25 protein-coding genes are annotated in these 25303 nt (G+C 69.8%); 10 read left to right on the forward strand and 15 right to left on the reverse strand.

The genetic code is table 11. The features are described from left to right. The first annotated feature begins 149 nt into the window (after positions 1-149). From AUL33_RS07550 to AUL33_RS07570, 5 genes are all read left to right on the forward strand, one after another. Positions 150-491, forward strand: a complete 342-nt coding sequence (locus AUL33_RS07550) for a multidrug efflux SMR transporter (protein WP_062206160.1) — start codon at positions 150-152, stop codon at positions 489-491. A gap of 2 nt (positions 492-493) precedes the next feature. Further along, positions 494-1048 (forward strand): TetR/AcrR family transcriptional regulator, encoded by a 555-nt coding sequence (locus AUL33_RS07555; protein ID WP_062206053.1) that lies wholly within the window; start codon positions 494-496, stop codon positions 1046-1048. 167 nt (positions 1049-1215) lie between these two features. Beyond that, the gene (locus AUL33_RS07560; protein ID WP_062206057.1) at positions 1216-1482 is read left to right on the forward strand and encodes a GlsB/YeaQ/YmgE family stress response membrane protein; all 267 of its coding nucleotides are present in this window, start codon (positions 1216-1218) and stop codon (positions 1480-1482) included. Positions 1483-1805: 323 nt separating this feature from the next. Further along, positions 1806-2186 carry a DUF6481 family protein gene (locus AUL33_RS07565; protein WP_062206061.1) on the forward strand — a complete coding sequence of 127 codons (381 nt, stop codon included), beginning with the start codon at positions 1806-1808 and terminating at the stop codon, positions 2184-2186. A 368-nt stretch (positions 2187-2554) separates the two neighbouring features. Beyond that, complete coding sequence (locus AUL33_RS07570; protein WP_062206064.1) at positions 2555-2737, forward strand: hypothetical protein; 183 nt, start codon at positions 2555-2557, stop codon at positions 2735-2737. Positions 2738-3140: 403 nt separating this feature from the next. On the opposite strand, the gene AUL33_RS07575 is transcribed toward AUL33_RS07570, so the two are convergent. The 6 genes from AUL33_RS07575 to AUL33_RS07600 form a co-directional block, all read right to left on the reverse strand. Continuing rightward, a complete protein-coding gene (locus AUL33_RS07575; protein WP_062206067.1) occupies positions 3141-4013 on the reverse strand; it encodes a DMT family transporter in 873 nt (290 codons plus the stop codon). Positions 4014-4391: 378 nt separating this feature from the next. Continuing rightward, positions 4392-4796, reverse strand: coding sequence for a host attachment protein (locus AUL33_RS07580; RefSeq protein ID WP_062206070.1), 405 nt, complete (start codon positions 4794-4796; stop codon positions 4392-4394). 122 nt (positions 4797-4918) lie between these two features. Next, positions 4919-5719 carry a DUF2189 domain-containing protein gene (locus AUL33_RS07585; RefSeq protein ID WP_244492049.1) on the reverse strand — a complete coding sequence of 267 codons (801 nt, stop codon included), beginning with the start codon at positions 5717-5719 and terminating at the stop codon, positions 4919-4921. A 182-nt stretch (positions 5720-5901) separates the two neighbouring features. Beyond that, on the reverse strand, positions 5902-7074 hold the full coding sequence (locus AUL33_RS07590; RefSeq protein WP_062206073.1) for a YihY/virulence factor BrkB family protein: 1173 nt from the start codon (positions 7072-7074) through the stop codon (positions 5902-5904). Between the two features lie 157 nt (positions 7075-7231). Beyond that, positions 7232-8785 carry a GMC family oxidoreductase gene (locus AUL33_RS07595; protein WP_156419320.1) on the reverse strand — a complete coding sequence of 518 codons (1554 nt, stop codon included), beginning with the start codon at positions 8783-8785 and terminating at the stop codon, positions 7232-7234. After that, positions 8782-10209, reverse strand: coding sequence for an alpha/beta fold hydrolase (locus AUL33_RS07600; protein ID WP_062206076.1), 1428 nt, complete (start codon positions 10207-10209; stop codon positions 8782-8784). Before AUL33_RS07600 ends, AUL33_RS07595 begins: the two co-directional genes overlap by 4 nt. A gap of 182 nt (positions 10210-10391) precedes the next feature. On the opposite strand from AUL33_RS07600, the gene AUL33_RS07605 reads away from it, so the two are divergent. Further along, positions 10392-11783, forward strand: coding sequence for a deoxyribodipyrimidine photo-lyase (locus AUL33_RS07605; protein WP_062206079.1), 1392 nt, complete (start codon positions 10392-10394; stop codon positions 11781-11783). A gap of 13 nt (positions 11784-11796) precedes the next feature. Here the strand turns inward: AUL33_RS07605 and AUL33_RS07610 are convergent, their stop codons facing one another. Next, entirely contained in the window at positions 11797-12681 is an 885-nt protein-coding gene (locus AUL33_RS07610) for a GGDEF domain-containing protein (RefSeq protein WP_062206082.1), read from the reverse strand. A 267-nt stretch (positions 12682-12948) separates the two neighbouring features. Here AUL33_RS07610 and AUL33_RS07615 point away from each other — a divergent pair, with 267 nt between their 5' ends. The 4 genes from AUL33_RS07615 (at position 12949) to AUL33_RS07630 (ending at position 17701) form a co-directional block, all read left to right on the forward strand. After that, on the forward strand, positions 12949-13659 hold the full coding sequence (locus tag AUL33_RS07615) for an ABC transporter ATP-binding protein (protein WP_062206085.1): 711 nt from the start codon (positions 12949-12951) through the stop codon (positions 13657-13659). Further along, positions 13649-16192 carry an FtsX-like permease family protein gene (locus tag AUL33_RS07620; protein WP_062206088.1) on the forward strand — a complete coding sequence of 848 codons (2544 nt, stop codon included), beginning with the start codon at positions 13649-13651 and terminating at the stop codon, positions 16190-16192. Before AUL33_RS07615 ends, AUL33_RS07620 begins: the two co-directional genes overlap by 11 nt. Further along, complete coding sequence (locus tag AUL33_RS07625) at positions 16192-17262, forward strand: lipocalin-like domain-containing protein (protein WP_062206091.1); 1071 nt, start codon at positions 16192-16194, stop codon at positions 17260-17262. Before AUL33_RS07620 ends, AUL33_RS07625 begins: the two co-directional genes overlap by 1 nt. A gap of 163 nt (positions 17263-17425) precedes the next feature. Then, entirely contained in the window at positions 17426-17701 is a 276-nt protein-coding gene (locus tag AUL33_RS07630; RefSeq protein WP_062206093.1) for a hypothetical protein, read from the forward strand. A 163-nt stretch (positions 17702-17864) separates the two neighbouring features. On the opposite strand, the gene AUL33_RS07635 is transcribed toward AUL33_RS07630, so the two are convergent. The 8 genes from AUL33_RS07635 to gspD are packed head-to-tail and all read right to left on the reverse strand — an operon-like array spanning position 17865 to position 24877. Then, complete coding sequence (locus AUL33_RS07635) at positions 17865-18716, reverse strand: general secretion pathway protein GspK (RefSeq protein WP_062206095.1); 852 nt, start codon at positions 18714-18716, stop codon at positions 17865-17867. Positions 18717-18756: 40 nt separating this feature from the next. Next, positions 18757-19515: a type II secretion system protein J gene (locus tag AUL33_RS22505; RefSeq protein ID WP_062206097.1), complete on the reverse strand. Its 759-nt coding sequence runs from the start codon at positions 19513-19515 to the stop codon at positions 18757-18759. Next, positions 19512-19949: a prepilin-type N-terminal cleavage/methylation domain-containing protein gene (locus AUL33_RS07645; protein ID WP_062206099.1), complete on the reverse strand. Its 438-nt coding sequence runs from the start codon at positions 19947-19949 to the stop codon at positions 19512-19514. Before AUL33_RS07645 ends, AUL33_RS22505 begins: the two co-directional genes overlap by 4 nt. Positions 19950-19952: 3 nt before the next feature. Beyond that, positions 19953-20411 (reverse strand): prepilin-type N-terminal cleavage/methylation domain-containing protein, encoded by a 459-nt coding sequence (locus AUL33_RS07650; protein WP_082652402.1) that lies wholly within the window; start codon positions 20409-20411, stop codon positions 19953-19955. Next, the gene (gene gspG, locus AUL33_RS07655; RefSeq protein WP_062206106.1) at positions 20389-20865 is read right to left on the reverse strand and encodes a type II secretion system major pseudopilin GspG; all 477 of its coding nucleotides are present in this window, start codon (positions 20863-20865) and stop codon (positions 20389-20391) included. The genes AUL33_RS07650 and gspG overlap by 23 nt, the downstream gene beginning before the upstream one ends. Positions 20866-20873: 8 nt before the next feature. Then, positions 20874-22085, reverse strand: coding sequence for a type II secretion system F family protein (locus tag AUL33_RS07660; protein ID WP_062206109.1), 1212 nt, complete (start codon positions 22083-22085; stop codon positions 20874-20876). A 54-nt stretch (positions 22086-22139) separates the two neighbouring features. Continuing rightward, positions 22140-22697, reverse strand: coding sequence for a prepilin peptidase (locus AUL33_RS07665; protein ID WP_062206112.1), 558 nt, complete (start codon positions 22695-22697; stop codon positions 22140-22142). Between the two features lie 20 nt (positions 22698-22717). Then, positions 22718-24877, reverse strand: a complete 2160-nt coding sequence (gene gspD, locus AUL33_RS07670) for a type II secretion system secretin GspD (RefSeq protein WP_062206115.1) — start codon at positions 24875-24877, stop codon at positions 22718-22720. Positions 24878-25303 lie beyond the last annotated feature (426 nt).

The following is a 25303-nucleotide window of genomic DNA, read 5'->3' on the forward strand; positions in this document are numbered from 1 at the left end:
CAACGAAACGGGGGGCGGCCTCCGGCAAGGCACAACGCCGCGTTCGTTTCGCAAGGGACGCCGAGCGTGATGGAACGGCGGCAGCCTTGCATGAAACCAAACGGTTGGTATCTTTCGGCGACCTGATCCTGTTCGCCGAAAGATCCGCCATGACCCCCGCTTACGCCTACGGCGCTCTTGCCATCGCGATCGTCTGCGAGGTCATCGGCACCCTGTTCCTGCAGAAGTCCGAGCAGTTCTCGAAGCTGGCGCCGACGCTGGCGATGGCGGTCTTCTACGTCGGCTCGTTCTTCTTCCTCTCGCAGGCGCTGAAGCTGCTGCCGCTCGGCATCGCCTATGCGATCTGGGGCGGGCTCGGCATCGTCCTGACCGCCGTCATCGGCGTCGTGGTCTTGCGGCAGACGCTCGATACGCCGGCGATGGTCGGCATCGCGATGATCGTCGGCGGCGTCGTGGTGGTGAACACGCTCTCGCAGTCGGGCGGGCACTGAAGGTGGAGAACGCCCACAGGCGCAAGAAGCAGCCCGGGATCGTCCGGCGCGCGCTTCTCGACCATGCCGCACGGCTCGTGGTCGAGGAGGGGCTGGCGGCGGTGACGGTGCAGGCAGTCTCCGATGCCGCGGGCGTCACCAAGGGCGGCTTCATGCACCATTTCCCGAGCAAGCAGGCGCTGATCACCGCCGTCTTCGAGGATCTGCTCGGCCAGATCGACCGCGATCTCGACGCCCGGATGGCCGGTGATCCCGAGCCGTGGGGATCGTTCACCAGGGCCTATGTCGAGGCGGTGCTGGACATGGTGCCGCGTGGCGATGGCGGGCCGCTGGCCGCGCTGTCGCTTTCGTGGTTGACCGATGCCGGGTTGCGGACCCTTTGGGCGGACTGGTTCGCGGAGCGCCTCCGCCGCCATGACGCTACGGACGGGGCGGTGTCGCTGGCGGTGGTCCGCCTCGCTGCCGACGGTCTCTGGCTTTCGGATCTTGCGGGGATCGCGGTGGCCGACTGCAACGCGCTTCGCCGGCATCTCGTCGAGGCGACGCGACCGGCCTGACCCGGGCTTCGCATCGGCCGGCGGTTCCCGGTGCCCTGCGCTTCCGTGCCCGGTTTCCGACCGATGATCTCGCTTGTTGACGCCAGAGGGGCGGAACTTCCGGTTCCCTAGGCCATTTCGTTCGCAATCGCGAGATCGCGAATGGAACGGGAACGAGGACGACGGACATGAACGACGCAGGCATCGGCTGGATCGCGGCCATCATCATCGGCGGCTTGGCAGGTTGGCTCGCGAACCGGTTCATGGGGCGCGACACCGGGGTCTTCCTCAATATCCTCATGGGCATCCTCGGCGCGGCCATCGCCAGCTTCCTGTTCGGCCTGATCGGCGTCTCCTTCGGAGGCTGGTTCGGCTATCTGGTGGCAGGCTTCGTCGGCGCCTGCATTCTCATCGCCATCATGCGGGCGGTCACCGGACGCACGGTTCGCCGCTGATCGATGCCGCACCGGCCGTCCCGCAATGACGCGCCGTGCGGGACGGCTCGACATCTTCCGGGGCCCGGCGGATTTTCGCGCAAGCGAAGACCGTCGGGCTCTTCGGCTTTTGGCCGGCCTGATCGGATCGCCGCGACACGGGCTGTTGGCGCAAAGGGCCGATCTGCCTTCCATCGCGACCGAGGTGCTCATAACGACGGCCGTGGTGCGGCGATCGCGTTCGTCATGGGGGAGACCTTTCGGCCGATATGTGTTATGGCCAGCCTCCACGCAGGGAAAGCGGCGATTGCCGACCCTCGTCACGATCATCAGCGAGACCCGATTTGAAGCACGACAATTCTGACTTTGCCGGACGCCTGACCGCAGCCAAGGATGCCAGGGCTGCCCTCATGGAAAAGGTGAACGCAAAGCGCAACGACCCGGCCGTCGAGGCGCGGCGCGCCGAGCGCGCCGAGATGGCGGCCGCGCGCGCCGAGCGCGAAGCGGCCAAGCGCGAGGCGGCCGCTGCCAAGGCCCTCATCGAGGCGCAGCAGCGCGAAGAGGAAGAGGCCCGGCGTCAGGCCGAGCTCGCCGAGCAGCAGGCGGCTGAAGCGGTCCGCAATGCCGAGGAAAACAAGCACGTCACGCGCTTCCTGCAGGACGAGGCCGCACTGAAGGCCGCCCGCGACGCGCGCTACGCCGCACGGCAGGCCCGCAAGGGCTGATCGGGCGAGGCGCCCGACCGGCGCCTTTCTCCCCATCCGCTTGGCCGCGCGTTTCAGTGTGCCTCCGCCTGCTGAGCCGACATGACGTAGGGCTCGGCATCAGTCGATGTTTTCGTATCGTCTGTTTCGAGACCCAATCCTGTTGCTGAACCTATTCAGGCGCATGGATTGTCTGCTGCTTCTCAAGCACAGGCGGCCCGGTGTGTAGGGTTGAGCGATCGATCGGGTCCGGAAACGCGACCGGCGACAGCGACGACAGCCATGCTTTCAGGCAAGGATCGACGTTTCGGGCGCGCGGGACGGTCTCCACTAGCATGACCGCCATTCCAAGCTGCATTACCCGACGAGCGTCGAGAGGATCCGAGACGATGGCCTTCAAGACGCCTGCGGAAACCGCCGCTGAAGCCGAGATCGCCAAGTCCGGCTGGAAACGCGACAAGAAGACCGGGCTCTGGAAGTGCTTCCGCGACCCCGATCGCGGGCGCACCTTTTCCGGCACGGCGGTCGAACTCGCGCGCACGCTGAACACCAAGCCCGTCGCCGAGACCTGAGGCAGGCGCCCGCCTTTTTGTTGCTCGACGGGCCGGTGATATCCCACAACTCTGTGAAACTTCCGGAGAAGCCGCGAGAGTCGACGAACCGTCGGCGCTCAGCCAGCGCCTGCGTCGGCGTCGCCTTTTGCCGTCTCGTCGGGCAGGCTGCCCGCACCCGGCGTCGCGTCTGGATTGGTGAGGTGCGGCTGGGCGTGAGGTCCCGCGGCAGGGAGGTCCGGGGAGGTTTTGGGGGCGGGATCCCGACCCTCGCGGGAGGGATCCGGGCGGGATGATGTCTCGGATCGTCGATCGGCCATGATGCACCGTCCTTGCGTTGGAGCACAGAACGATAAGTGCCGAGGACCGACCAAGGTTGCGCCCGAAGCCGTCTCGATCCGCCATCGCCGTCGCGACGGGTTCGTCAGGCGCCGACCTGCCGGCGGTTCTCGCGCCACCAGATATAGACGCCGCTGCCGACCAGGATGGCGGTGCCGATGATCGTCGTCGGGCGTAGCGCGTCGCCGAAAACGAGGAGGCTGAGGCCGCTCGCCGCCAAGACCTGCGAATAGAGGAAGGGCGACAGGAGCGAGGCCGGGGCTCGCGAAAAGGCGCGGATCAGCGTGAAATGGCCGAGCGCGCCGACCGTGCCGATGGCGATCATCAGCGCCAGCGTGACGGGCGCCGGGGTCTGCCAGACCGGGATCACCGCCAGCGACAGGACGATGGCGCCGGCAGCCGTGGTGTTGAACTGCGTCGAGGCGGCGTCCTCGCGGCCGGCGAGATGGCGGGTCAGGAGGAGATAGGCCGCGTTCGTCACCGAGGCCGCGAGCGACAGGCCGAGCGCGGGATGGATGGCGCCGAAGCCCGGCCGCAGGATCAGCAGCATGCCGGCAAAGCCCGCGAGCACCGCGAGGATGCGGTGCGGCCCGATCGTCTCGCGCAGGATCACCACCGAGAGGATCGTCACGACGATCGGCGTGAAGAACAGGACGGCGGTCGCATCGGCGAGCGGCACGCGCGACAGTGCCTGATACATCAGGAAGGTGCTGGCGAGCAGCATGAGGCCGCGCAGGATCTGCAGCACAGGATGGCGCGTGCGCAGGAAGCCGGTGCCCGTGGTCGCCGCCAGATAGGTCGACAGAATGACGGTCTGAACGAAGTACCGGCCCCAGATCACTTGCAGCACCGGCAACAGCGTCGTCAGGTGCTTGCCGAGCGCGTCCATGCCGGCAAACAACGCTCCGGCGAGGACGGTGAGGATGATGCCGGTGAGAAGCGGGTTCTTCGATGTCATCGGCACTTCGGCACTGCGGGGAGCGGTCAGCCGGGCTTATCGTGCGGCGGCGATCCTGCCTAGAGCACCGGACGTGAAAGAGGGCGCCGTCCTGGCCGGGCCGATCAAACGGTGCGCCAAGGTCGCGGCGGGTTGCAATCGCGATGTATCCCATCGGCGGTGGTCGACCAGACGCCTGGACGCGATCGCCAGCGATGCCGTCCATCGCGTCCAGGCGTCTGGTTGTCATGCTATGGGCGAGCGCCTCCGTCAGCCTGATGGCGCTGAGGGAGCGGAACTCAGGCCCCGTTGATCGTTCTGCGTCTGGGCGCCAGGTTGCGGACAGGTCGCAGAACAGGGCGACTCCGGCGGCAGGACACCGCCGGAGTCGCCGATCGCTCAGGCCGAGGCGATGGCCTTTTCGATGTCGTCGCTCGTCTGGCCCGTCAGGTCCTTCGAGATCTCGCCCGCCAGAACGTCCTTCAGCTTGGCGTGGTAGTGCTTGCGCAGCTCGCCGAGCGTGCGGGGCGCGGCGATTACGATCAGGCTCTTCAGCTTGCCGGAGACGGCCTGCGCGTTCAGGTGCTCGGCGATGCCTGCCGCGAAGCCGTCCTCGTCCTGCTGGCTGTCGTCAGGGTTGGCGGCGCTCGACGAATGGCCAGTGCCCCCGCTCTTGTTGCTGGTCGAGATGTCGCCCGTCGGGACGGCGGTGAGCTTGGGGTTCGCCTCGTCGCCGGTGTTGTGGAACAGGCTGAGCTTCTGGCCGTCGGCGACGGCGATCGTGGCACCCTTGGCGATCTGCATGTCATGTCTTTCCGTCTGCGAGGCCGGCGACGGGCGTCGGCCCTCACGTTGCGTCGGCGCATCCGGACTGATGCGCCTGTCGCGGCATCAACGTGCCTGCGGCGTTTTGGATGCCTTGGACGCTAGCCAATCACCCGGCGATAGAGGTGCCAGGTGGCGTGACCCATGACCGGCAGCACCACGGCGAGGCCGACGAGGAGCGGCAGCGAGCCGAGGAAGACCAGCCCACCGGCGATCAGCCCCCAGGCGGCCATCGGCGCGGGGTTGCGGCGCACCGCCTCGACCGAGATGCGCATCGCCTCGCCGGCGCCGACATGGCGGTCGAGGATGAGCGGCAGCGACACGACACTCAAGGAGAAGGCGACAACGGCGAAGACGAGACCCAGCATGTTGCCGAGAATGGCAAGGGTCCAGCCGGCGGGCGAGCCGAAGAGCTCGCGCAGGAACGCCGGATAGCTTGCGGCCTCGAGCGGCGGCGCCAGCACGGAGAACAGAAGCTGGGCGGTGACGAGCCAGGCCATGAAGAGGGCGACCAGCACGAGCGCGACCTTGGCGATGGCCGGCAGCGCCGGGCTATGAACGATGGCGAGGGCGTCCCGCCATTTCGCGGGCTCGCCGCGCTCCGCCCGGCGGCTGACCTCGTAGAAGCCGAGCGCGGCCAGCGGGCCGAGAAGCGCAAAGCCCGCGACGAGCGGGAACAGGACGGGGAAGGCGCTGGCGCCGGTGGCGGCGAGCGCGATCGCGATGCCGGCGACGGGATAGATGAGGGCAAGGAAGACGTAGTGCGAGGGATGGCGCCGGAAATCCTCGACGCCCCGCTCGAGGGCGAGCCGCAGATCGGGGAAGCCGATCGGCCGGATGGCCACGGCCACATGCGGGTTGGAGGCGCGCCGCAGGGGAATGGGCGTGGATGCCATGATCATGATCATGTCTCCTCTGACCGAGGACGACCGGTTTGGGAGGCCGGGGGCCACGGCGGGCCAGACGCCGCGAGCCGTCTATCCGCGCCAGCCTACACCCGAAGTCCGGGATCGCCGACCGAAAACGCGCCCGTGCCGATCCGCCGCAGTCGGGACGCGGCAGGCCGGCCCCGGGCGATGTCGGATCAACCCTTCGCTTCGCCCAGCGTATCGGCCATGTGCGCGCCGCGCGCGCCCATCGGGCGGGCCTGCCCCTTCGTCGTGTCGAGGGCCGTCTGGTGCTCGAGTTCGGCGTTGAGCTCGGCGCCGAGCAGCACGACGATGGTGGAGATCCAGATCCAGGTCATGAAGCCGATGGCGGCCCCGAGCGAGCCGTAGGTCTCATCATACGAGCCGAAGTTCTGCACGTACCAGGAGAAGAGGATCGAGAAGGCCACCCAGAGCACGGCCGCCACCGTGGCGCCGGGCGAGATCCAGCGCCAGGCGGCGACGCGCCGGCTCGGCCCCGTGCGGTAGACGACGGAGAGGCCGAGCGCCACGACGGCCAGCAGCACCGGCCAGCGCAGCGCGAGGAGCCAAGTCTCGGCCGAACCGAGGCCGACGAACTTGAGGACGATCGGCAGGAGCACGACGGAGGAGAGCGCAAGCACGAGGAAGAGGATGGTGCCGAGCGTGAAAGCGAGCGTCACGGCAGTCAGCTTGATGAAGCCGCGCTTTTCTTCCTCCTCGTAGACGATGTTGAGCGCATCGAAGAGCGTCTTCATCCCGGCATTGGCGCTCCACAGTGCGATGCCGAGGCCGAACACCATGCCGAAGCCGAGCTTCTCGTCGCCATGCGAGGCGACGCGCGCCATCTGCTCGCCGATGATGCTGAGCGCGCCGGCAGGCAGCACGCCGGAGAGGGCGTTCATCTGGTCGCCAAAGTTCGAGGCATCGGTAAAGAGGCCGTAGATCGAGATCAGCGCGGTGATGGCGGGGAAGAGCGCGAGGAGGACGTAGAAGGTGACGCCGGCGGCGACCAGCATCAGGCGGTCGGAGGAAAACTCCTCGTAGGTCCGCCAGAGAATGTCCTTCCAGCCCTTCGCGGGCACCCGCATGGGGCTGGCGGCGGCGCGCCCGCGACCATCCGGTACCGGAACCGTCACGGAGGGGGCCTTCGGCGTGGTGGCGCCGTCGCTCCAGGACGCTGCGCCGTCCGTCTTGTCCGCGGTCGGCTGCTCGCCGGGCCACTCCTTCTCGGTCGGGCGAGGCGAGAGACGCCCCGCCACGAAGCCGACGAGCGCGAGGCTTCCGGCCGAGGCGAGCCCGATGATCGCGTCCTGAAATGCGGTGTCGCGCCCGCGCTGCCCGTGGCTCATGGTGTCCCCTGTCCCGTCCGTCCCCGTCTGCTTAACGGGCCAGGACGGGAACGGATCCGTGATCCATCGGGTGCCGGGTGCGAGGCCGTCGCCTCCAGGTCTTTGTCGTCTCCGCATTCTACAACGACGAAGCGTATCCGCGTCGTCTGGAAATGCTCTAGCGCCCCGCCTTCAGGAAGGCGTCGGCGGTGCGAAGGCTCAGCGCCATGATCGTCAGGGCCGGATTGGCCGAGAGCGAGGACGGAAAGACCGAGTTGTCGCAAATGAAGAGATTGGGGATCTCGTGGCTGCGGCCAAGCGGATCGACCACCGAGCGGCCGGGATCGCGCCCCATCCGGCAGGTGCCGATCGTGTGGGCGGTGCGCTCCATCACCCAGATGTCGCTTGCCCCGGCGGCTTCCCAGATGCTCCGCATGAAGGCCGTCGCGTGGGTCTTCAGCTTTTCCTCGTTCTCGTTGTAGCCGAAACGGATGAGGGGCTTGCGCATGCCGGTCGCGTCGGTCTCGTCGGAGAGCGACATGAAATTGGTGTCGCAGGGCAGCGTCTCGCCGTTGATGCCGATGCCCGCGAGATGGTTGTAGCGGTCGAGATAGTCGACGAGCGGCTGGCCCCAGAGGCCGCGGCCGCGCGCCACCTGATCGGCGAAGGTCTGGAGGACCACGCCAAGATTCTGCACGAGATAGCCGCCGGCGAAATCCGCATCCCTGGGGCGCACCATGTCCTCGGTGATCATCGCCGAGGGGTAGCCCTTGTTCATCCGCATCTCGGTCGGGAACGTGCCCCAGACCTGCGTCGCGACATGCGCCGTGTAGTTGCGCCCGACCTGACCCGAGGCGTTGCCGGCGCCCAGATGGAGGAGGAGGCGCGGCGTCTCGATCGCGCCGGCGCAGAGAAACACCGCGCCCGTGCGCTGGCGATGATCGACGCCCTCGTGGCGATAGACCACGGCGACGACGCGGCCCTCGCGGTCGAACTCGATCTCGTGGACGAAGCAATCGGGACGGATCTCCGCGCCGTGTACGACGGCCAGCGGCAGATAGGTGACGTCCATCGAGGCCTTGGCGCCGTTGCGGCAGCCCTGGTGGCAGAAGCCGCAATTGACGCAGGCCTGCCGCAGATCGCCACCCTCCTGCTGGAAGGGGCGCGAGGTCACGGCGACGGGTCCGTCGCTGATGCGAAGACCCAGCCGTTCGCAGCCCGCCGCCATCGCCTGCGCCGGCGCGTTGCGCGGAACGGGGGGCAGCTTGTAGCCGCGCTCGGCGTCCCACAGGTAGTCGGCGGGGCCGGAGACGCCGATGAAATCCTCGATCTCGCGGTAGTAGGGCAGCAGCTCCGCGAATTCGAGCGGCCAGTCCTCGCCGACGCCGGTCTCGCTGCGCAGCTTCATGTCGCGCGCATCGGCGCGAGGCACGTAGGCCCCCCAGTGCAGGGTCGAGCCACCGACGCCGATGCCGCTGTTGTTGGCGCCGAAGGCTTCCGGCGTCGCGCCGCCGCTGATGCGCTCGCGCATCCAGTAGAGATCCCCGGACGCCGCCTCGTCGGCGACGAACTCGCTCTCGGGCTGGCGGTTCGAGCCGGCCTCCAGCGCCACGACCTTCAGGCCGGCCCTGGCGAGACGCGCCAGAAGCGGAGCGCCGCCGGCGCCCGTGCCTATCACCACGGCATCGACGGGCTCGTGGACGGCGTGGCGGCGCATGCGGTCGAGGTTCAAGAGGAGGCTCCGTCGGTGCGGGTGGGAAGGATCGGGGTCGCGTGCAGGGGGGTCGGCTCGAAGCTCTCGCGCTCGCCGATGCCGATCTTCTGGAAGCCGGCGAAGAGCGCGCCGCCCTCGCCGCCATTGGCGATGCCGGAATAGCCGAGGCGCGCCATCGTGGCGGGATGGGCGGCGTAAAGACGCACGGCGTCCGAGAGCACCTCCTCGAACCAGAGCTTCATGGCGGCGGCATCGAGCGGGGCGCCGGCACCGACCTCGAGTTCGCCCTTCGACATCGCGGCGAGCACGCGGTCCTGCGCGCCCGCGTCCAGCATCTCGAAGGCACCGCCGGGCGCATCGTCGCCCAGCGTGTCGAGCGCGGCATGATAGGCGTCGGGATCGCCCGGCAGCGCCTCGAAGCGCCAGCCGTTGCCCTCGGCCTCCGCCATCATCGCATCGAGCCGACCGGCCAGATCGAGCGCGGTTCCGAACGGGTGGGGCACCAGCCGGGCCAGAACCGCACGCAGACGCACCAGATGCTCGGCGGACATCGAGCGGGGCGGGGCGCCTGCGGGATCAGGCACGGCGCGCTCGAGAAGGATGCGGCGCAGCTTCGGCGAGACGCGCGAGGATTCGATGAGATCGCGATAGCCCGGGTCGAGAACGGGGTCGCTCGTCGCCTGCGCGGCGAAACCGGCAAGGAGATCGGCGAGTTCGCCCGCGCGCTCCAGCGGCAGGAGGTGCTTTGCGCGGCGCAGCGTCACCCGGCTCGCCTCGCCGAAATGCACTGCCATCAGCCGCGCCTGCGCGTCGGGGCCGAGATCCTCGTCCTCGCCGCCGGCAACGACGAGGGCGGGCAGGCGCAGCGTGCCGATCCGCGCCGTCCAGTCCTCGCGGCTTCCCGCATCCAGCCAGGCGCGCCAGGCGCGCGGGTCGAGGCGCAGGACGTCTTCCACCGCGAGGTCGCGATCCCTGTCGGACAGCTCGACGACGTTGGCGTCGACGAACTCCTCGGCCTCGCGGCGCGACTGCGCGTCGGGGCCGAGGAACCAGCCCATCATCGTCTGCCGGCGCTCCTCCGCCATCGGCTCGGGCGCGGGCGGCGAGCCGGCGACGGTGACGACGCCGCAAAGGCCGCTGAGCGACGCGTCGCCGTCCGCGGCGCGCCGCGCCAGCGCCAGCGCCACCTTCGCGCCCATGCTGTGGCCGACGAGGACGAAGCGCTCGGGCGCGGCCTGCGCCACGGCCTGCGCGACGTGGTCGGCCATGTCGGACACGCCGTAGCCCTCGACCTCGCGCGCGGCGCCGAAGCCCGGCAGGTCGACGGGCAGCGTCGGGATCGCGGCATCCGTCAGTCGCGCGACGACGGGCTCCCACGTGCGGGCGCTGCCGCCGAGGAAATGGAGAAGGACGAGGGTGGTCGGCGTGGCGGTTTTCGACATGCCGGCGCAGATGGGCTGGAACCGTTCCAAGGCAACCGCGCACCGTTGCATCAGTTTGCCGCAACCGATCCTCGGGTCCGCGGCCCGGCCGGACGCGTCGTGCCCTGTCCGCAGGGCCGGCGGGCCCCATCTCCTGTCCCCAGGTCGCGGCCGGGAGACGGTCGCCAGTTCCAGGGACGTCCATGACGATCGAAGACGGCCGCATCCGCATTCTCGCCGACGCCGAGCCCCGCGCGGATGGTGCCTACGTGCTCTATCTCCTGCAGCAGGCGAACCGGGCGCATTTCAACCCGGCGCTGGAACATGCGGTCGCGCAAGCCAACCGGCTGAAGCTGCCGGTGGTCGCCTGCTTCGGCCTCCTCGACGGCTCCAACGGCTTTCCCGAGGCCAATGCCCGGCATTATGCCTTCCTGCTGCAGGGGCTGGCGGATGCCGCCGCCGGTCTGGAAAAGCGCGGCATCGGCTTCGTCATGCGCAAGGCCTCGCCGGCCGAGATCGCGATCGACCTCGCCGAGGATGCGGCGATGCTGGTGCTCGACCGCGGCTACCTGGCGATCCAGAAACGCTGGTACGGCCAGATCCTGGAGGGCGTGAAGGGGCGCATCGTGCAGGTCGAGGGCGACGTGGTGGTGCCCGTCGACATCGCCTCCGACAAGCACGAATACGGCGCGCGCACCATTCGCCCGAAGATCAAGCGGCATCTGGAGGAGTTCCTCCATCCGCTGCGCTCCGCCCCCGTCAAGCACCGCGCCGACGACCTGAAGCTTAAGAGCGAGATCGACATCTCCGACCCCGACAAGGTTCTGGAAGGCATGACGCTCGATCGCTCGGTGGGGCCGGTGAAGCGCTTCACCGGCGGCGAGAGCGAGGCGCGGCGGCGGCTGAAGGCCTATCTCGCCGGGCCGTTCGGGCATTACGGCGCCGAGCGCGGCAAGCCGGAGGCGGGCGCGGCCTCGCACATGAGCCCCTACCTGCATTTCGGGCAGATCTCGCCGGTGGAGATCGTGCTGGCGCTGCGCGAGGCCAAGGGCGCCACCGACGAAGACCGGGATGCCTACACGGAAGAGCTGGTGGTGCGCCGCGAGCTCTCGATGAACCACGTCAACACGACCGAGCGTTACGACAGCTACGATCACGCGGTGCCGGACTGGGCGCGCAAGACGCTGCACGAGCAGGCCGGCGACCACCGCGAGCATCGCTACACGGAAGAACAACTGGCGGAAGGCGAGACGCACGACCACTACTGGAACGTCGCGCAGCGCGAGATGCGCGTCACCGGCTACATGCACAATCACCTGCGCATGTACTGGGCCAAGAAGATCCTCGAATGGTCGCCCTCTGCCAAAGCCGGGTTCGAGCGCACGCTGCGTCTCAACAACCGCTACTTCCTCGACGGGCGCGACGCCAACTCGTTCACCAACGTCGCCTGGACCTACGGGCTGCACGACCGCCCCTGGGCGCGGCGGCCGATCTTCGGCACGGTGCGCTACCAGAGCGAGAACTCGCTGCGCAAGATCGACGCCAAGGCGTACGAGCGGTCGGTGGACGAGCTGTGCCGGGCCGAGGAGGACTGACGCGGCACCCCTCCTAGCGGGAGCGAAGGTCGCCGGCGGTCGCCTCCGTGTGCATGGCGGCCTCGGCGGCGCGCGTCAGGGTCTCGGGCGAAGCGCCGGGCGACCAGACAGATCCACCGAAGCGCAGCGGCAGCGCCGTTGCGTCAGCGGCTTGCGCGGCTGCGAAGACCCGCCGCAGCCGGTCGAGCGCGACGGCGAGCGCGCCCTCGGTGGCGGCCGAGAGGATCGCCACGAAGCGCCCGTCGCCCACATGCGCCAGCCGGTCGTTGGCCCGGATGCCCTCGCGCAGCCTCAATGCCACCTGCCGGAGCGCGGCATCCTTGCCGTCGGCCCCGAGGCGCGCGGTGAGCGACGCGTAGCCCTCGACCTCGGCCAGGAGCACCGAGAAAGGACGCTTCATGTCGATGGCGCTGGCGATGGCATCGTCGAAATCGTAGTCGAGGCGGCGTCGGTTGGCGATGCCGGTGACGGGGTCGAAATAGGCACCTCGCTCCAGCTCGTCCTGACGAGCCTTGTCGGCGGTGACGTCGACGCAGAGGCCGAGGATGGCGACGACGCGTCCGCTGGCGCGATCGACGAGCGGCGTCAGGCTCGTGCGCCACCAGAAGCGGCCGTTCGGCAGGTCGAAGACCTCCTCGTAATCCTGATGGCGGCCGGTGAGCACGCAGCGCATGTAGCGTTCACCGACATGGCGCGCGAGGTCGGCCGGCAGGCACTCCTGCGGCGTGCGGCCCAGAAGGTCGGCCTCCCGCAGCCCGGTCAGTTCGCTGTGCACGGCGTTGAGGCTGCCGAACCGCAGCGCGAGATCCTCGCCGACATCCACCGTGAAGGCGGGAATGCCGATCCGGTGGACGTCGAAGAGCGTCGTGGCGGTGGGGGCGGGGACATGGTGCGTCATGGCGAACTCGGCGGCGATCGGATGAGCCGATCATGACAGGTCCGGCATCGGCCCGAAATCCTGAACTCTGGGGGGCGCGGTGCGTTTGCTGCTAGGGGCGACCGCCTTGGTGCTTCCGTAGGACGCCCGATGGGCGATCGACGGCGGCGCTCGATGCGGTGCGGCATCTTCGCGCGAGGAGGCGAGCGGCCGCCGCGCCGCCCCATAACGAGGCCATGCCCCGCCGTGTTGGGTGGAGACGGGCGGGACAACGGGGAAGGCGGCGCATTGCGGAACGGGACGGACGAGAACGGCGAGGGGCGTGCAGGCCTCCTGCAGGTGCAGGGACTGGCGAAATCGGTGCCGGGCGGACGGCGGCTCTTTGCCGGCCTCGATCTGGCGGTCGGCGCGGGCGAGGTCGTGGCGATCGTCGGCGAGTCCGGCGTCGGCAAATCGACGCTTCTCAATATCCTCGCCGGGCTCGACCGGGCCGACGAGGGCGAGGTGCGCGTCGAGGGCCGGGCGCTCGGCAGCCTCGACGAGGCGGCGCTGACACGGTTGCGGCGCGAGCGGATCGGCTTCGTGTTCCAAGCCTTCCACATCCTGCCCTACCTGACGCTGCGCCAGAACGTGGCCCTGCCGCTGGCGCTGGTGAAGGCGAAGCGCGACGCGATCGACCGGCGTGCCGGCGAGATGCTCGCCCATGTCGGGCTTCACGGGCGCGACGAGGGCTATGCGCGCGATCTCTCCGGCGGCGAGTTGCAGCGCGTCGCGATCGCGCGGGCGCTCGTTCATCGCCCGGCGCTGATCCTCGCCGACGAGCCCACCGGCAATCTCGATCCCGACACGGCCGGCACCGTTCTGCACCTCCTCGCCCGCACCGTGCGCGGCGGTGGCGCGGCGGCCGTCATCGTCACGCATTCGCAGGCCACCGCCGCGATGGCCGACCGGGTGCTGCGCCTGACCGCCGGCGGCCTCGAGGCCAGCGATGCGCGCTAGCCTCGCCGATCTCGCAGGCGCCCGGCTCGCGCTGCGCTGGCTGGTGGCGGGCGAGTGGCGCGCCCATCCCGGCCGCTTTCTCGCCACCGCCGCGGCCATCGCGGTCGGTGTCGCGCTCGGCTTCGCCGTGCATCTCGTCAACGGCTCGGCGCTCGCGGCCTTCGACGGGGCGGTGCGCGGCGTCAACGGCGCGGCGGATCTCGCGGTACGGGCCGCCAGCCCGCTCGGCTTCGACGAAGCGCTCTATCCGCTCGTCTCAAAGGCAGCCGGCGTCGCCGATGCCAGCCCCGCCGTCAGCCTGGAGGCCGAGGCGCCGAACGGCGCGGCCTTCACGCTTCTGGGTCTCGACGTGATCCGCGCGGCCGCGGTGACGCCGAGCCTCGTGGGGCTGGCGACGCGCGGCGCCGACACGGCGAGCGAGGCGGCCTTCGACCCCTCGGCACTCTTCCTCTCGCGCACCGCATTGCGCGAGGCCGGCGGCGCGATCGGCGACACGATCGAGGTCAGCGCCAACGGGCGCACGGTTCCCCTGCGGATCGTAGGCGTTCTCGAAGGCGCGGGCGAGGGCACACGGATCGGCGTTCTCGACATCGCCGCAGCGCAATGGCGCTTCGACCGGCTGGGGCGGCTCGACCGGCTCGACCTCAAGCTCTCCGACCGGCGCGCCGCCGAGACCGCGCTGGCCGCGCTCCTGCCGAACGACGCCACGCTGGCCAGTGCCGACGACGAGGCGGCGCAGGGCAGCGCCTTGTCGCGCGCCTACCGGGTGAACCTCACCATGCTGGCGCTGGTGGCGCTCGTCACCGGCGGGTTTCTCGTCTATTCCGCGCAGTCGCTGGCGGTGGCGCGCCGCCTTCGCGCCTTCGCGCTTCTTCGCACCCTCGGCCTGCCGCGCGGCGGCATCGTCGCCGCGGTGGCGCTCGAAGGACTGGTGATCGGCCTGATCGGGGCGCTCGCGGGCCTTGCGGCCGGCTACGGGCTCGCCGCGCTGGCGCTGCGTTGGTTCGGCGGCGATCTCGGCGCCGGCTATTTCGCGGGCGCAGGGGCGGGGCTCGCCTTCGATCCTGCCGCCGCGCTCGCCTTCTTCGCGCTGGGGCTGGCCGCCGCGCTTCTCGGCAGCGTCTTGCCGGCCCGCGCCGCCTCGCGCGCCGCGCCCGCCGCCGCCCTGAAGAACTCGGGCGACCTCGTCGACCCCCGCACGCCCGTCGCCTGGAAGCCGGCGCTGGCGCTGGGGCTGGGCGGCGCCGGCGCCTCGCTCCTGCCGCCGCTGGCGGGCCTGCCGGTCTTCGGCTTCGTCGGCATGGCGCTGCTGCTGGCCGGCGGCGTCGCCGGGGTGCCCTGGCTGGCGCGCCAGCTGCTGGCGCCGCTGGCGCGCCGGCACCTTTCGCCCGTACCGCCGCTTCTGGCGGTGCGCCACGTCCACGGCGCGCCCGGCGAGGCGGCGACGGCGCTCTGCGGCATCGTCGCCAGCACGGCGCTGATGATCGCGATGGCGACGATGGTGACGAGCTTTCGCGGCGCGGTCGATGAGTGGCTGGCACAGGTCCTCTCCTCCGACCTCTACATCCGCACCGTGGATCCGCGCGGCTTCGACCCGGCCGAGCAGGCGCGCCTCGCCGGCGTGCCGGGCGTCGTCCGGCTCGACTTCTCGCGCCAGATCCCGCTGCGCCTTCAGCCCGATCGTCCCGACGTGACGCTCATCGCCCGCCCGCTCGATCCCTCCAGCCCCGGCAGCACGCTCGTGCTCATCGAGCGCGCTGACGCGCCGGTGCCCGGCGCCGTGCCGGTCTTCGTCTCCGAGCCGGCGGCTCGCATCTATGGCTGGCGCGTCGGCGAGACGGTGTCGCTGCCAATCGGCGCGGCATCGGGTGCCAGCTTCGCGGTCGCCGGCATCTGGCGCGACTATGCGCGGCAGGCGGGCGCCGTGGTGATCGACACCGCCGACTACACGCGGCTGACCGGCGACGCCTCGCGCAACGAGGGCGCGGTGACGCTGGCGCCCGGGGCCGAAGCGCAGGGCGTCGCCCGCGCGCTGGAAGCGGCGCTCGATCCGCAGGCGCGCGAAGGGGTTTCGACCGCCGAGCCGGCGACGCTGCGGCGCTTTGCGCTCGATCTCTTCGACCGCTCGTTTGCCGTCACCTACGGGCTGGAGGCGGTGGCGATCCTCGTCGGCCTCGCCGGCGTCGCGGCCACCATGTCGGCGCAGACGATCGCGCGGGTGCGCGAGTTCGGCATGCTGCGCCATCTCGGCGTCGCCCGGCGTCAGATCCTCGGCACGCTGGCGATCGAGGGCGCGCTGCTCGGGCTCGTCGGCGGCCTTGCGGGTGTTCTTCTCGGCGGGGCGCTGTCGCAGGTGCTGATCCACGTGATCAATCCGCAATCCTTCAACTGGACGATGACGACGCGCATTCCCGCCGGCACGATCCTCGCCGTGGTCGCCGCGCTCATCCTGGCCGCCGCCGGCACCGCCGTGGTCTCGGGACGGCGCGCGGTGACGGGCCGGGCGGTGGACGCCGTGAGGGAGGACTGGTGATGGTTCGCGCGCTGACCCTTTTGCTCGCGCTGGTCTGGATGCTGCCGGCCTGGGCGGCCGAAGTCGAAACCGCGGCGGTGGTGCGGCCCGGCGTCGCCTTCGCCTTTCCGCGCGACCACGGCGCCCATCCGGCCTTCCGCACCGAATGGTGGTACGTCACCGGCTGGCTGCAGGGCGCCGACGGGCGCGAGATCGGCTTCCAGGTGACGTTCTTCCGCACCCGCCCGGGCCTCGACCCCGCCAATCCCAGCCGCTTCGCGCCGGCGCAGGTTCTCTTCGCCCATGCCGCGCTGTCGGACCCGGCGGTCGGGCGGCTGCTTCATGGCGAACGCGCCGCCCGCGCCGGCTTCGGCTTGGCGCAGGCAATCGAGGGCGATGCCGGCGTGACGCTGCGCGACTGGCGCTTCTCGCGCGAGGCGGACGGGCGCTTCGTCACCGACGTCGCGACGCCGGATTTCGCCCTGCAACTCGCCTTCGCGCCGACGCAGGACGTGTTTCTGCAGGGCGAGGATGGCTACAGCCGCAAGGGGCCGCGCGAGGGTGAGGCCAGCCACTACTATTCGCTGCCGCACCTGAAGGTCTCCGGCCGCCTGACGCGCGAGGGCACGGCGCAAGAGGTGACGGGCGAGGCGTGGCTCGACCGCGAATGGTCCTCGAACTATCTGGCACCGGAGGCCGCGGGCTGGGATTGGACCGGTCTCAACCTCGACGATGGCTCGGCGCTGATGGCCTTCCGCATCCGCGGGCGCGACGGCGGCACGGTCTGGGCCGGCGGCTCGCTGCGCCGCCCTGACGGCGAGATCGTCCGCTTCCAGCCCGGCGACGTCTCGATGGTGCCGATGGACCACTGGCGCTCGCCGCGCACCGGCGCGCTCTATCCGGTGGCGCAGATGCTGCGGGTGCGCCTGCCCGAGGGAGAGCGGTCCTTCCCGCTGACGCCGTTGTTCCCCGACCAGGAACTCGACGGCCGCTCGGGCGGCTTGCCCGTCTACTGGGAGGGCGCGGTCCGCACCACCGGTGGGCGCGGCTATCTCGAACTCACCGGCTACGTGGCGCCGCTGGCGCTGTAGGGCGGCCGGCCGACGCCGGTCGGCGGAGCGAAGGAGAAGCGGTCGCGACCGGCGTCCGGCTCCTCGTCTTTCGCGTGTTCCGCAATCGTTTGGCCGACCACATTGATTGTGACAGGCGCCTGCGCGACATCGTGTGACGGTTTTAAGACGATAGGAATTGCAGATGTCCGAAATTTCGACGATCGCCGCCACGGTGAGCACGCTGGCCGCGCCCGGCATGAAGCCCAAGGAGCTCATCGCCGCGGTGCGCGAGCGCCATCCCGAGGCGACCAAGAAGCAGGTCGTGCGCGCCGCGTTCTACGCCCTGACCGAAGGCGGTGAGACCGATCCCGAGGCGGCCCGCCGGCTCCACGACTTCGCTCTCACCGAGCGCGCCGCCCCCACCGAGGCGACGCCGGCCCCCCGCAAGCCCCGCAAGCGCAAGCCCGCCGCGGCCTGACCCACCGCCACCCGGCGCATCGTCGGCCGGATCGCCTGGCCCACCAGGTCCGTTGCCGAGCGACGAACCATCTCGTCGGATCGCGGAACGAGCGACGCTTCCTTCGATCGTGCGTGGAACTTGAAACACGCAGCGGAACCCAGAGAGCGGGCCGGGCGGCCGATCAGCGTTCGCGCCAGTCCGTGATCTGGAACGGGCGGTCGGAGAGGACGGGCGCGATGAGGACGACGTCGACCGTCCTGAGCGTGCCGGTCGGCGAGGCTCTCGCCTCGACGCGAACCGAGAAGACGCGAAGGGATTCGCCGAGGACGAGATGTTGCTCGAGCCCGCGGAAGATCGCGCGCAGATGGAACAGGCGGTCGAGGCCGGACCGCGCGCGGGCATCGGCCAAAGCGTCGAGGGCACCGGGCGGCAGGCCCGGCAGCGCCGTGAGGAGCGCGGGGGCGGCGAACATCGGATCGATCTTGCCCGATGGGTTCGACACGGTCACGAAGGGACCGAGCGCTGCGACATCCGGCGCAGAGAGGCCGAGCACGAACTGGAGATCCGCGACGGTCCGGAACGGCGCGTCGGGCGGCGTGTAGGCAAAACCGGCCGCCCGGTAATCGCCGGCCTCCGCTCCGCCGGGACGGGCCGTGTCGTCGGCATCGCGCCAGTCCGCCACACGCGCGGCGAAGTCGGCGGGCGCAAGGGCGCTGAGCCCCGCCGCTTGGTAGGCCGCCGCCAGCAGCATTTCGTCGGCCCCGTTGAGATCGACCCGTCCCGCTTCCGGGGCGGCGAAGAGCGTGACCGTTCCGTCGTCGAGCCGCACCTGCTGGCCGCTGAGCGCCAGCGGATCGACGCCGAGCACGAAGAGCTGATGCCCGGCAAGCTGGACTCCGGAGCGCAGGAGCGCATCGACGCGCAGATCCTCGCCCGCGAGCCGTGCCGTGTCGACGCTGCCGCGCGACAGGAGGACGACGCCGCCAAGCATCAGGGCGAGCAGCGCGGTGACGGACAGGACCGCGACCAGCATGAAGCCGGCATCGGGGCCTCCGTTTCGAGACCGATCCGGGTCAGCGCGCATAGCGCAGCCAGCCGAGCGGATCGTTGGCGTCGACCGCCTCGATGGGCAGGTCGGCATCGTCGATCGCGTCCGCCTCGCCCGTCTCGACATAGGAGCAGACGCCGCGCCGGGGCGAAGCGCAGCCCGGCTCCGCATCGACCATCAGGGGGATGCGGACGGACTTGGTGATCCCGCCCGTCTCCGGATCGATCAGGGCGACCCTGATCGCGGCCGGCATGTCGAGAGGCGCCGTCCAGGTCTCGACCAGGGCTTCCTGCCCCCCGCTGAGGCGCTGGAAGTAGGCGAAGCGGACGTTGGAGGCGCCGGCATCGAGATCGGTCGTGGCGCCGGGTCCCAGATCGCCGGGCCCGACCGCGAAGGGCGGAAAGGCCGCGTCGGTTCGAAGGACGCGCCCGTCCTCGGCCTCGAGCGTCACGAAGCGGATGTCGCCGATGCCGGCGTCGCGCTGGGCGAACTGCATTCGGCGGTCGGTGCCCGCGAAGACGAAGGGGGCTCCCACCCCGCCCCAGCGTGTCCGGCTGACCGGGCGCAGATCCCGGCCGATCGCGTCCAGCGCCCGGCTTTCCGCCTCGATCCGGCGCGAGAGCTCCACCGTCCTCGCATCGGCGCGTGTCAGGAGATGGACGAGCGACACGAGCGCGACGAGAAGAAACGCCCCGATCGCCATCGTCACCAGCGCTTCAGCCAGGAGAAACCCTTGCGATCCCCCCATGCGGCCCGGCTTGCGAGCGGTCCGTTCGCGTTTCATGGCCCGGCCACCATCGTTCGAACCGACTGGATCTGCTCGGCGGTGAAGACACCGTCTTTCCCGTCGGACAGGCGCACGTCGACGATCATGCGCATCGGGCGGAAGACGAAGAGGCCTCGCTGGCCGACCGCGCCCGCGGCGACCGGCACGTCCTCGAAGCGGGCCGTCCAGTCGTGGCCGTTCATTCGCCCGGATGTCGCCTGTCCGAGTTCGGCGACGGTGGGGCTGGACAGGAGAGTCTGCGCGACGAGGCCGGCATCGATGCGCTGGCGCGCCCGCATCGCGGCATCGACGCTGCCGACGACGCCGCGCTGGAGCACCACCATGACGATCGCGAGCACGAGAAAGGCCACGAGGGCCTCGATCAGCGTGAAGCCTGCGGCGTGTGATCTCCGGCCGCGTTTCAGGTGATCGGGCACGCGAGGGTCTGCCATCGCTCAGAACGCTTCGATCTGAACGGCCGCGGTCTGCGGATTGACGCGGATGCTGAGGCCGCGTTCGCGCGTGCCGAGGAGGAGGCGCCCGCCACTCGATCGTCCGCTGCCGGTGAAGGCGAAGGCCCGAAGGTCGCCCGGCTGCGCGGCCAGCGTCAGCGCCGGCGACAGGGTGATCTCACCGCTGGAAGCGCCCGACACCATGCGGCGCCCGGTGAGGTCGACGAGCGTCGTGACCGACCGGCCGGAGCGCAGTGCGGCGTTCCGGTCGGCCTGCAGGAGGGCGACGATGCGCTGCGCCTCGTAGCGCTGCAGCCCGGGGCCGGTGCCGAACCTTGCCGACGGCAGCGCCAGCGCCGCCAGAAGCGCGACGATCGCCAGCGCCAGCATCAGTTCGATGAGCGCGAACCCGCCCCGGCGATCGCGCAGCGTGGGCGGTCTAGTTGCTGGTGATGTCGGCATCGGACCCGCTGCCGCCCTCCTGCCCGTCCGCGCCGTTGGAGACGATGCGGTAGGGCGCGTTCTGGCCGGGCACCACGTAACGATAGGGGCTGCCCCACGGATCGGCCGGCACGCCGGCCTGCTGGAGATAGGGTCCGTTCCAGCTCTGCACCGAGGACGGGCGGGTGACGAGGGCGCCCAGTCCCTCGCTGGCGGTGGGGTAGCGGCCGGTGTCGAGGAAGAAGAGGTCGAGCGCGGACTTGAACGAGGAGATCTGCAGGCTGGCCGCCCGCTCGCGCGAACTCGTCAGGTAGTTGAGGACGCGCGGGCCGACCAGTCCCATCACGAGGCCGAGAATGACGAGGACGACGAGAAGCTCGACGAGCGTGAAACCGCCGGCCCGGTCGCGCCGGGCGGCCTTCGCGGTCCCGGACAGGGTTGCGGCGGACGGATCGGGAGATCGATGGGATCGCATGGGGTCTCTCATATCAGAAGATCGTTGATGCTCATGAGGGCGGTCATGATCGAGATGATCAGCCAGCCGATCAGCAGGCTGACGCTCATCATCAGGACGGGCCCGAGAATGGCGGTGAAGCGGGCGAGCGCCGCGTCGAGCTTGGCCTCGTAGAACACGGAGACGCGCGCCGCGCTTTCGGAGAGGTTGCCCGCCTCCTCGCCGACGCGCAGCATCTGCACGACATGGGCGGGCAGGAGCGGCCGGCGCGCCAGCGCCTGCGACAGGCGCGTGCCCTGGCGGACATCCGCCAGCACCGCGTCGATCGCCTCGGCCGATCGCGGCACGCGCGAGATGCCGCGGATGAGCCGAAGCGAGGTCGAGATGTCGACGCCGTTGGCGAGGAGGATCGACAGGGTGCGGCAGAAGGTCAGCGTGAGGCTGTAGATGACGAGCCGGCGGGTGAAGGGCAGACGCGACAGGAGTTCCAGCCCCAGCGAGCGTCCGCTCATCAGCCGCTTGGCCAGAAGGAAGGCGGCGAGAAGCGCGATGAGGGTCGGCAGAATGTAGCCGGACACCGCGCGCAGCCCTTCCGACAGTTCGAAGACGAACAGGGCCGACCCGTCGATCCGGTCGCGGAAGCCCTGGATGGCGCCCTCGAACTGCGGGATGATGTAGAGGAGAACGAAGAACAGGACGCCGATCGCCGCAACGCCCAGGAAGGCGGGATAGGAGATCGCGGACATCAGGCGCTTGCTCAGGGCTTCCGTGCGCTGGCGCTCGGCGGCGATGCTCGTCAGCGCTTCCTCCAGCCGGCCCGACATCTCCGCCACCTCGACCATCTTGACGTAGAGCGGGGGAAAGAGCGCGGGGTGGGATCCCAGCACCGACGAGAAACTCCGCCCCCCCGACAATTCGGTGTGCAGCGAACGCACAAGCTTCACCAGCCAGCGCCGGGTTTCCATCTGGGTGAGGATCACCAGCGCCTCGTCGAGCGAGACGCCGCCCTTGAGAAGCATCGCGAGATCGAGCGTGAAGGCCGTGATCTCGGCGGGCTTGGGATCGGGCGTCAGCCGCTCCGACCACGAACGCCCGTCGCCCGCGCCCAGGGGCTTGGCGGAGACGGGCGTGAAGCCGGCCTCGTCGAGCACGCGCACGACCTCTGCCGAGGACGCCGCGTCCATCGTGCCGTCGAGCATCTTGCCGGTCGCGTTCAGCGCCTTGTACCGAAACTTTGCCATCTCAGTGCCGGTCTCGGCCTGCTTTGCGGCGCTCTGGCGACGAAGCCGCCCCGGTCACAGGCTCGCTCCCGAAAGCCAGACGAGGAGAAAGGCCGGCGCGAGGCAGGCCCCGAACGCGACCTTGCCGCTCGCCCGGCCCGGCCGGACGCGTCGCTGAATGAGTGCGACCGCCAGACCGGCCAAGCTGGCGATGAGGAGCGCCAGCGAGAATCCGGCGAGGCCGCAGAGCAGCCCGCCGACGCCGGCCAGCTTCACGTCGCCGAACCCGATGCCGTCATGTCCCTGCCGGCGATAGTAGATCTCGCGCACGAGAAGCACGCTGCCGCCGCAGACGAGGCCCTCGAGGACGAAGGCGCCAGCGGCGAAGGCCGGATCGATCGCGAAGAGCGGCCGCGTCGTCAGGTCGAACACCGCCAACGCCGCCCATCCCGCCAGCGCCGCGTCGGGGATGGTGAAGCTGCGAAGGTCCTGCGCCGCGATCCACGCGACGAGGACGGCGAGCGCGGCTTCCGGCGCGTGCGGCACGACGGGAGCCGCGAGGAGAGCCGCCGCCACCAGCGCGCCGACGAGAACCCACGATCCTGCGGACCATGGCAGGATCGGACCACCCATGATGCGGGCGCTCCGCGGGCTCACTTGGACGGGGTGGATCGCATGCCCATCCCCCACATCTGAGACTTGAGTTCAGCGGCCACGGACGCGGCATCCTGCGACGAGCGCACGACGGTCGGCCGGATGAGCATGATGAGTTCGGTGCGATTGGCCGAATTGTCGGTCTGGCCGAGAAGCGTGCCCAGAACCGGAATGTTGCGGGTGCCCGGCACGCCGGAATTGCCCTTGCGGGCCTGCGCCGAGATCAGACCCGCCAGAAGCACGGTCTGACCGTTCTGGACGGAAATCTGGCTGGCGACGCGGCGCTTGGAGATCGTCGGGGTCAGCGTGTTGCTGCCCTGGACCACTGCCGATATCTCCTGCTCGACATTCATCGTCACGGCGTCGTTCTGCCCGATGCGCGGCGTCACGTTGAGAATGATGCCGGTGTCGCGGAACTCGACCTGGTTGACGAGGGGCGCGAGACCGTTCTCGACGCTCTGGGCCTGGCGGGTCGTGACCGGCACCTGATCGCCGACCTGCAGCGTCGCGGTCTGGTTCTCCACAACGACGAGCGAGGGCGACGAGAGGATCTCGACATTGCTGATGACGCTGAGCGCCGAAATGATCACGTCGGGATCTGAATTGGTCCCGAGCAGAAAGTTGAAGCCCGGAATCTGGCTCTGGACGACGCTCGACGCCACGTCCTTGACGCTGATCGACTGATTGTTCGAGTTGTTGAAGCCGACGCCATGGCTGTTGACGTAATACTGGACGCCGTATTTCAGCGCGTCGGTGAGCTGCACCTCGGCGATCGTCACGTTCACCGCCACCTGCTGCGGCGTCGAGTCGAGCTGGCGCAGCGCGACGAGAACCTTCTGGTAGACGTCGGCATCGGCGTAGGTGACAACGGAATTGTTCGACGGATCTGCGCTGATGCGGATGCCCGAACCGCCGCCCCCCCCGCCCTGCGGCTGGCTCGTCATGTCGATGACCCCGGGCGCGGTTCCCGAGCCGAAGTCGGCGCCCGTGCCGTTCGCGGTGTCGAAGGCCGAGGAGACGCGCGAGTTTCCGCCCTCGCCGGCGGTCGAGAACCCGTCGCTCCCGCCCTCGCTTCCATCCGGCGAGGCGCCGGACAGGGAAGCAGCCTGACGCGTCGGCCGCGCCGGTGACTGCCCGCCGCCGCCGCCGAACAGGCTGGATAGAACCTTGGCCAGATCCTCGGCGCTTCGATGCTTGGGCTTGTAGACGAATACACCTTCGCCGATGCCGGGATTTTCCCGGTCGAGACGCCGCACCCAGGTCCCCGCCCGCGTGATCAGCTTGGGGTTCTGCGAGATCGCCAGGATGCTGCGCAGCCGGTCGATCGAGCGGAACTGGATGGCCGCATCGTCGCCGCTGGCCCCGAAGATGCGCTGCAGTTCCGGGATGATCGCCTCGGGCTTGGCCTCCTGCAGCGTGAAGACGGAGACGGACTGGTTCTCCATCCAGTCGTCGTCGAAGGAGAGGACCGCGTTGACCGCCGCCTGACGCTCCGCGCCGCTGCCGCGGATGAAGATCGTGTTCTTGGACGCGTCGATCTTGAGGTTCTCGCCCTGCGCGACGAAGCCGGACAGAAGCTCCATCATCGTCGACGCCTTGACGAAACGGAGCGGCACGACGGAAACGCCATAGCCGAGCCGCGTCCGGGTTCCGACGTCGACGAGGGCGCCGGAGGATCCCGATGGCGAGATCCGGTAGGTTTCGCCCTCGCGGGTCAGGGAAAAACCGAGCGAGTCGAGCGCGGTTTCGAGCGTCGACAGAAGCTCCGCCCGGCTGACGGGACGGGTCGAGGAGAGCGTCACCGGCCCGGTGACGTTGCCGCTGACGACGTAGTTCACCTTCAGCGCATCGTTGAGCACGGCGCGCACGACGTCCTTGATGTCGGCATTCTCGAAGTTCAGCGTGTAGCTGCCGCCGCCCTCGCTCGTCGTGGGCGTCGCCATCGTCAGGCCGCGCGCCGACGTCGAGCCGTCCGACCGGAAGTTCTGAACGACGGTTCCCCCCGCGCCGGGCGCCTGGCGTCCCGTCAGGTCGCCGTAGCCGGGGTTGTTGCCCTCGGAACGAGCCTGCATGTCGCCGAAGGCGCCACTGAAGATCGAACCGGTCTCGGGCCCACTGGGATCGCTCGTCTGACACCCCGTCAGGATCAACGCAAACATGACTGACGACAGTCGACGACTCACGCGCACCCCATTCCCAAGCTTGTCCCAAGCTGACCGCAGCTTCATTCCTGCGCGCTTAGGTGGATCTTCACCATATCCAAATGGCAACAGAAGCGCTTGATTAGCTACGGGAACCCGGTCTCCTTGGCTTCGTCGTCCCCCTACATTTTAAGACAAGGTTAACATTTGGCGGCCCGGCGCCGACGCGGCGCGCTTCCGAACAAGGACGCGGGCATCGGCTCGGCATGCCGAACGGCTCCGGGCGATGGCGCGCGATCGCGTCGATGCCCGGCGCGGCATGCCGCAATCGTGACCATCGTGGGTTGCGGCCATCAGGTCCGCCGCGTGCGCCGGGCCTGTCTTCGAGAGCGCATGCCTGTCGGTGCGGCGTGACCGTCCCGCGCCACTCATGCTAGAGTTCGG

It is taken from the genome of Aureimonas sp. AU12 (assembly GCF_001463705.1).
Taxonomy (GTDB): domain Bacteria; phylum Pseudomonadota; class Alphaproteobacteria; order Rhizobiales; family Rhizobiaceae; genus Aureimonas.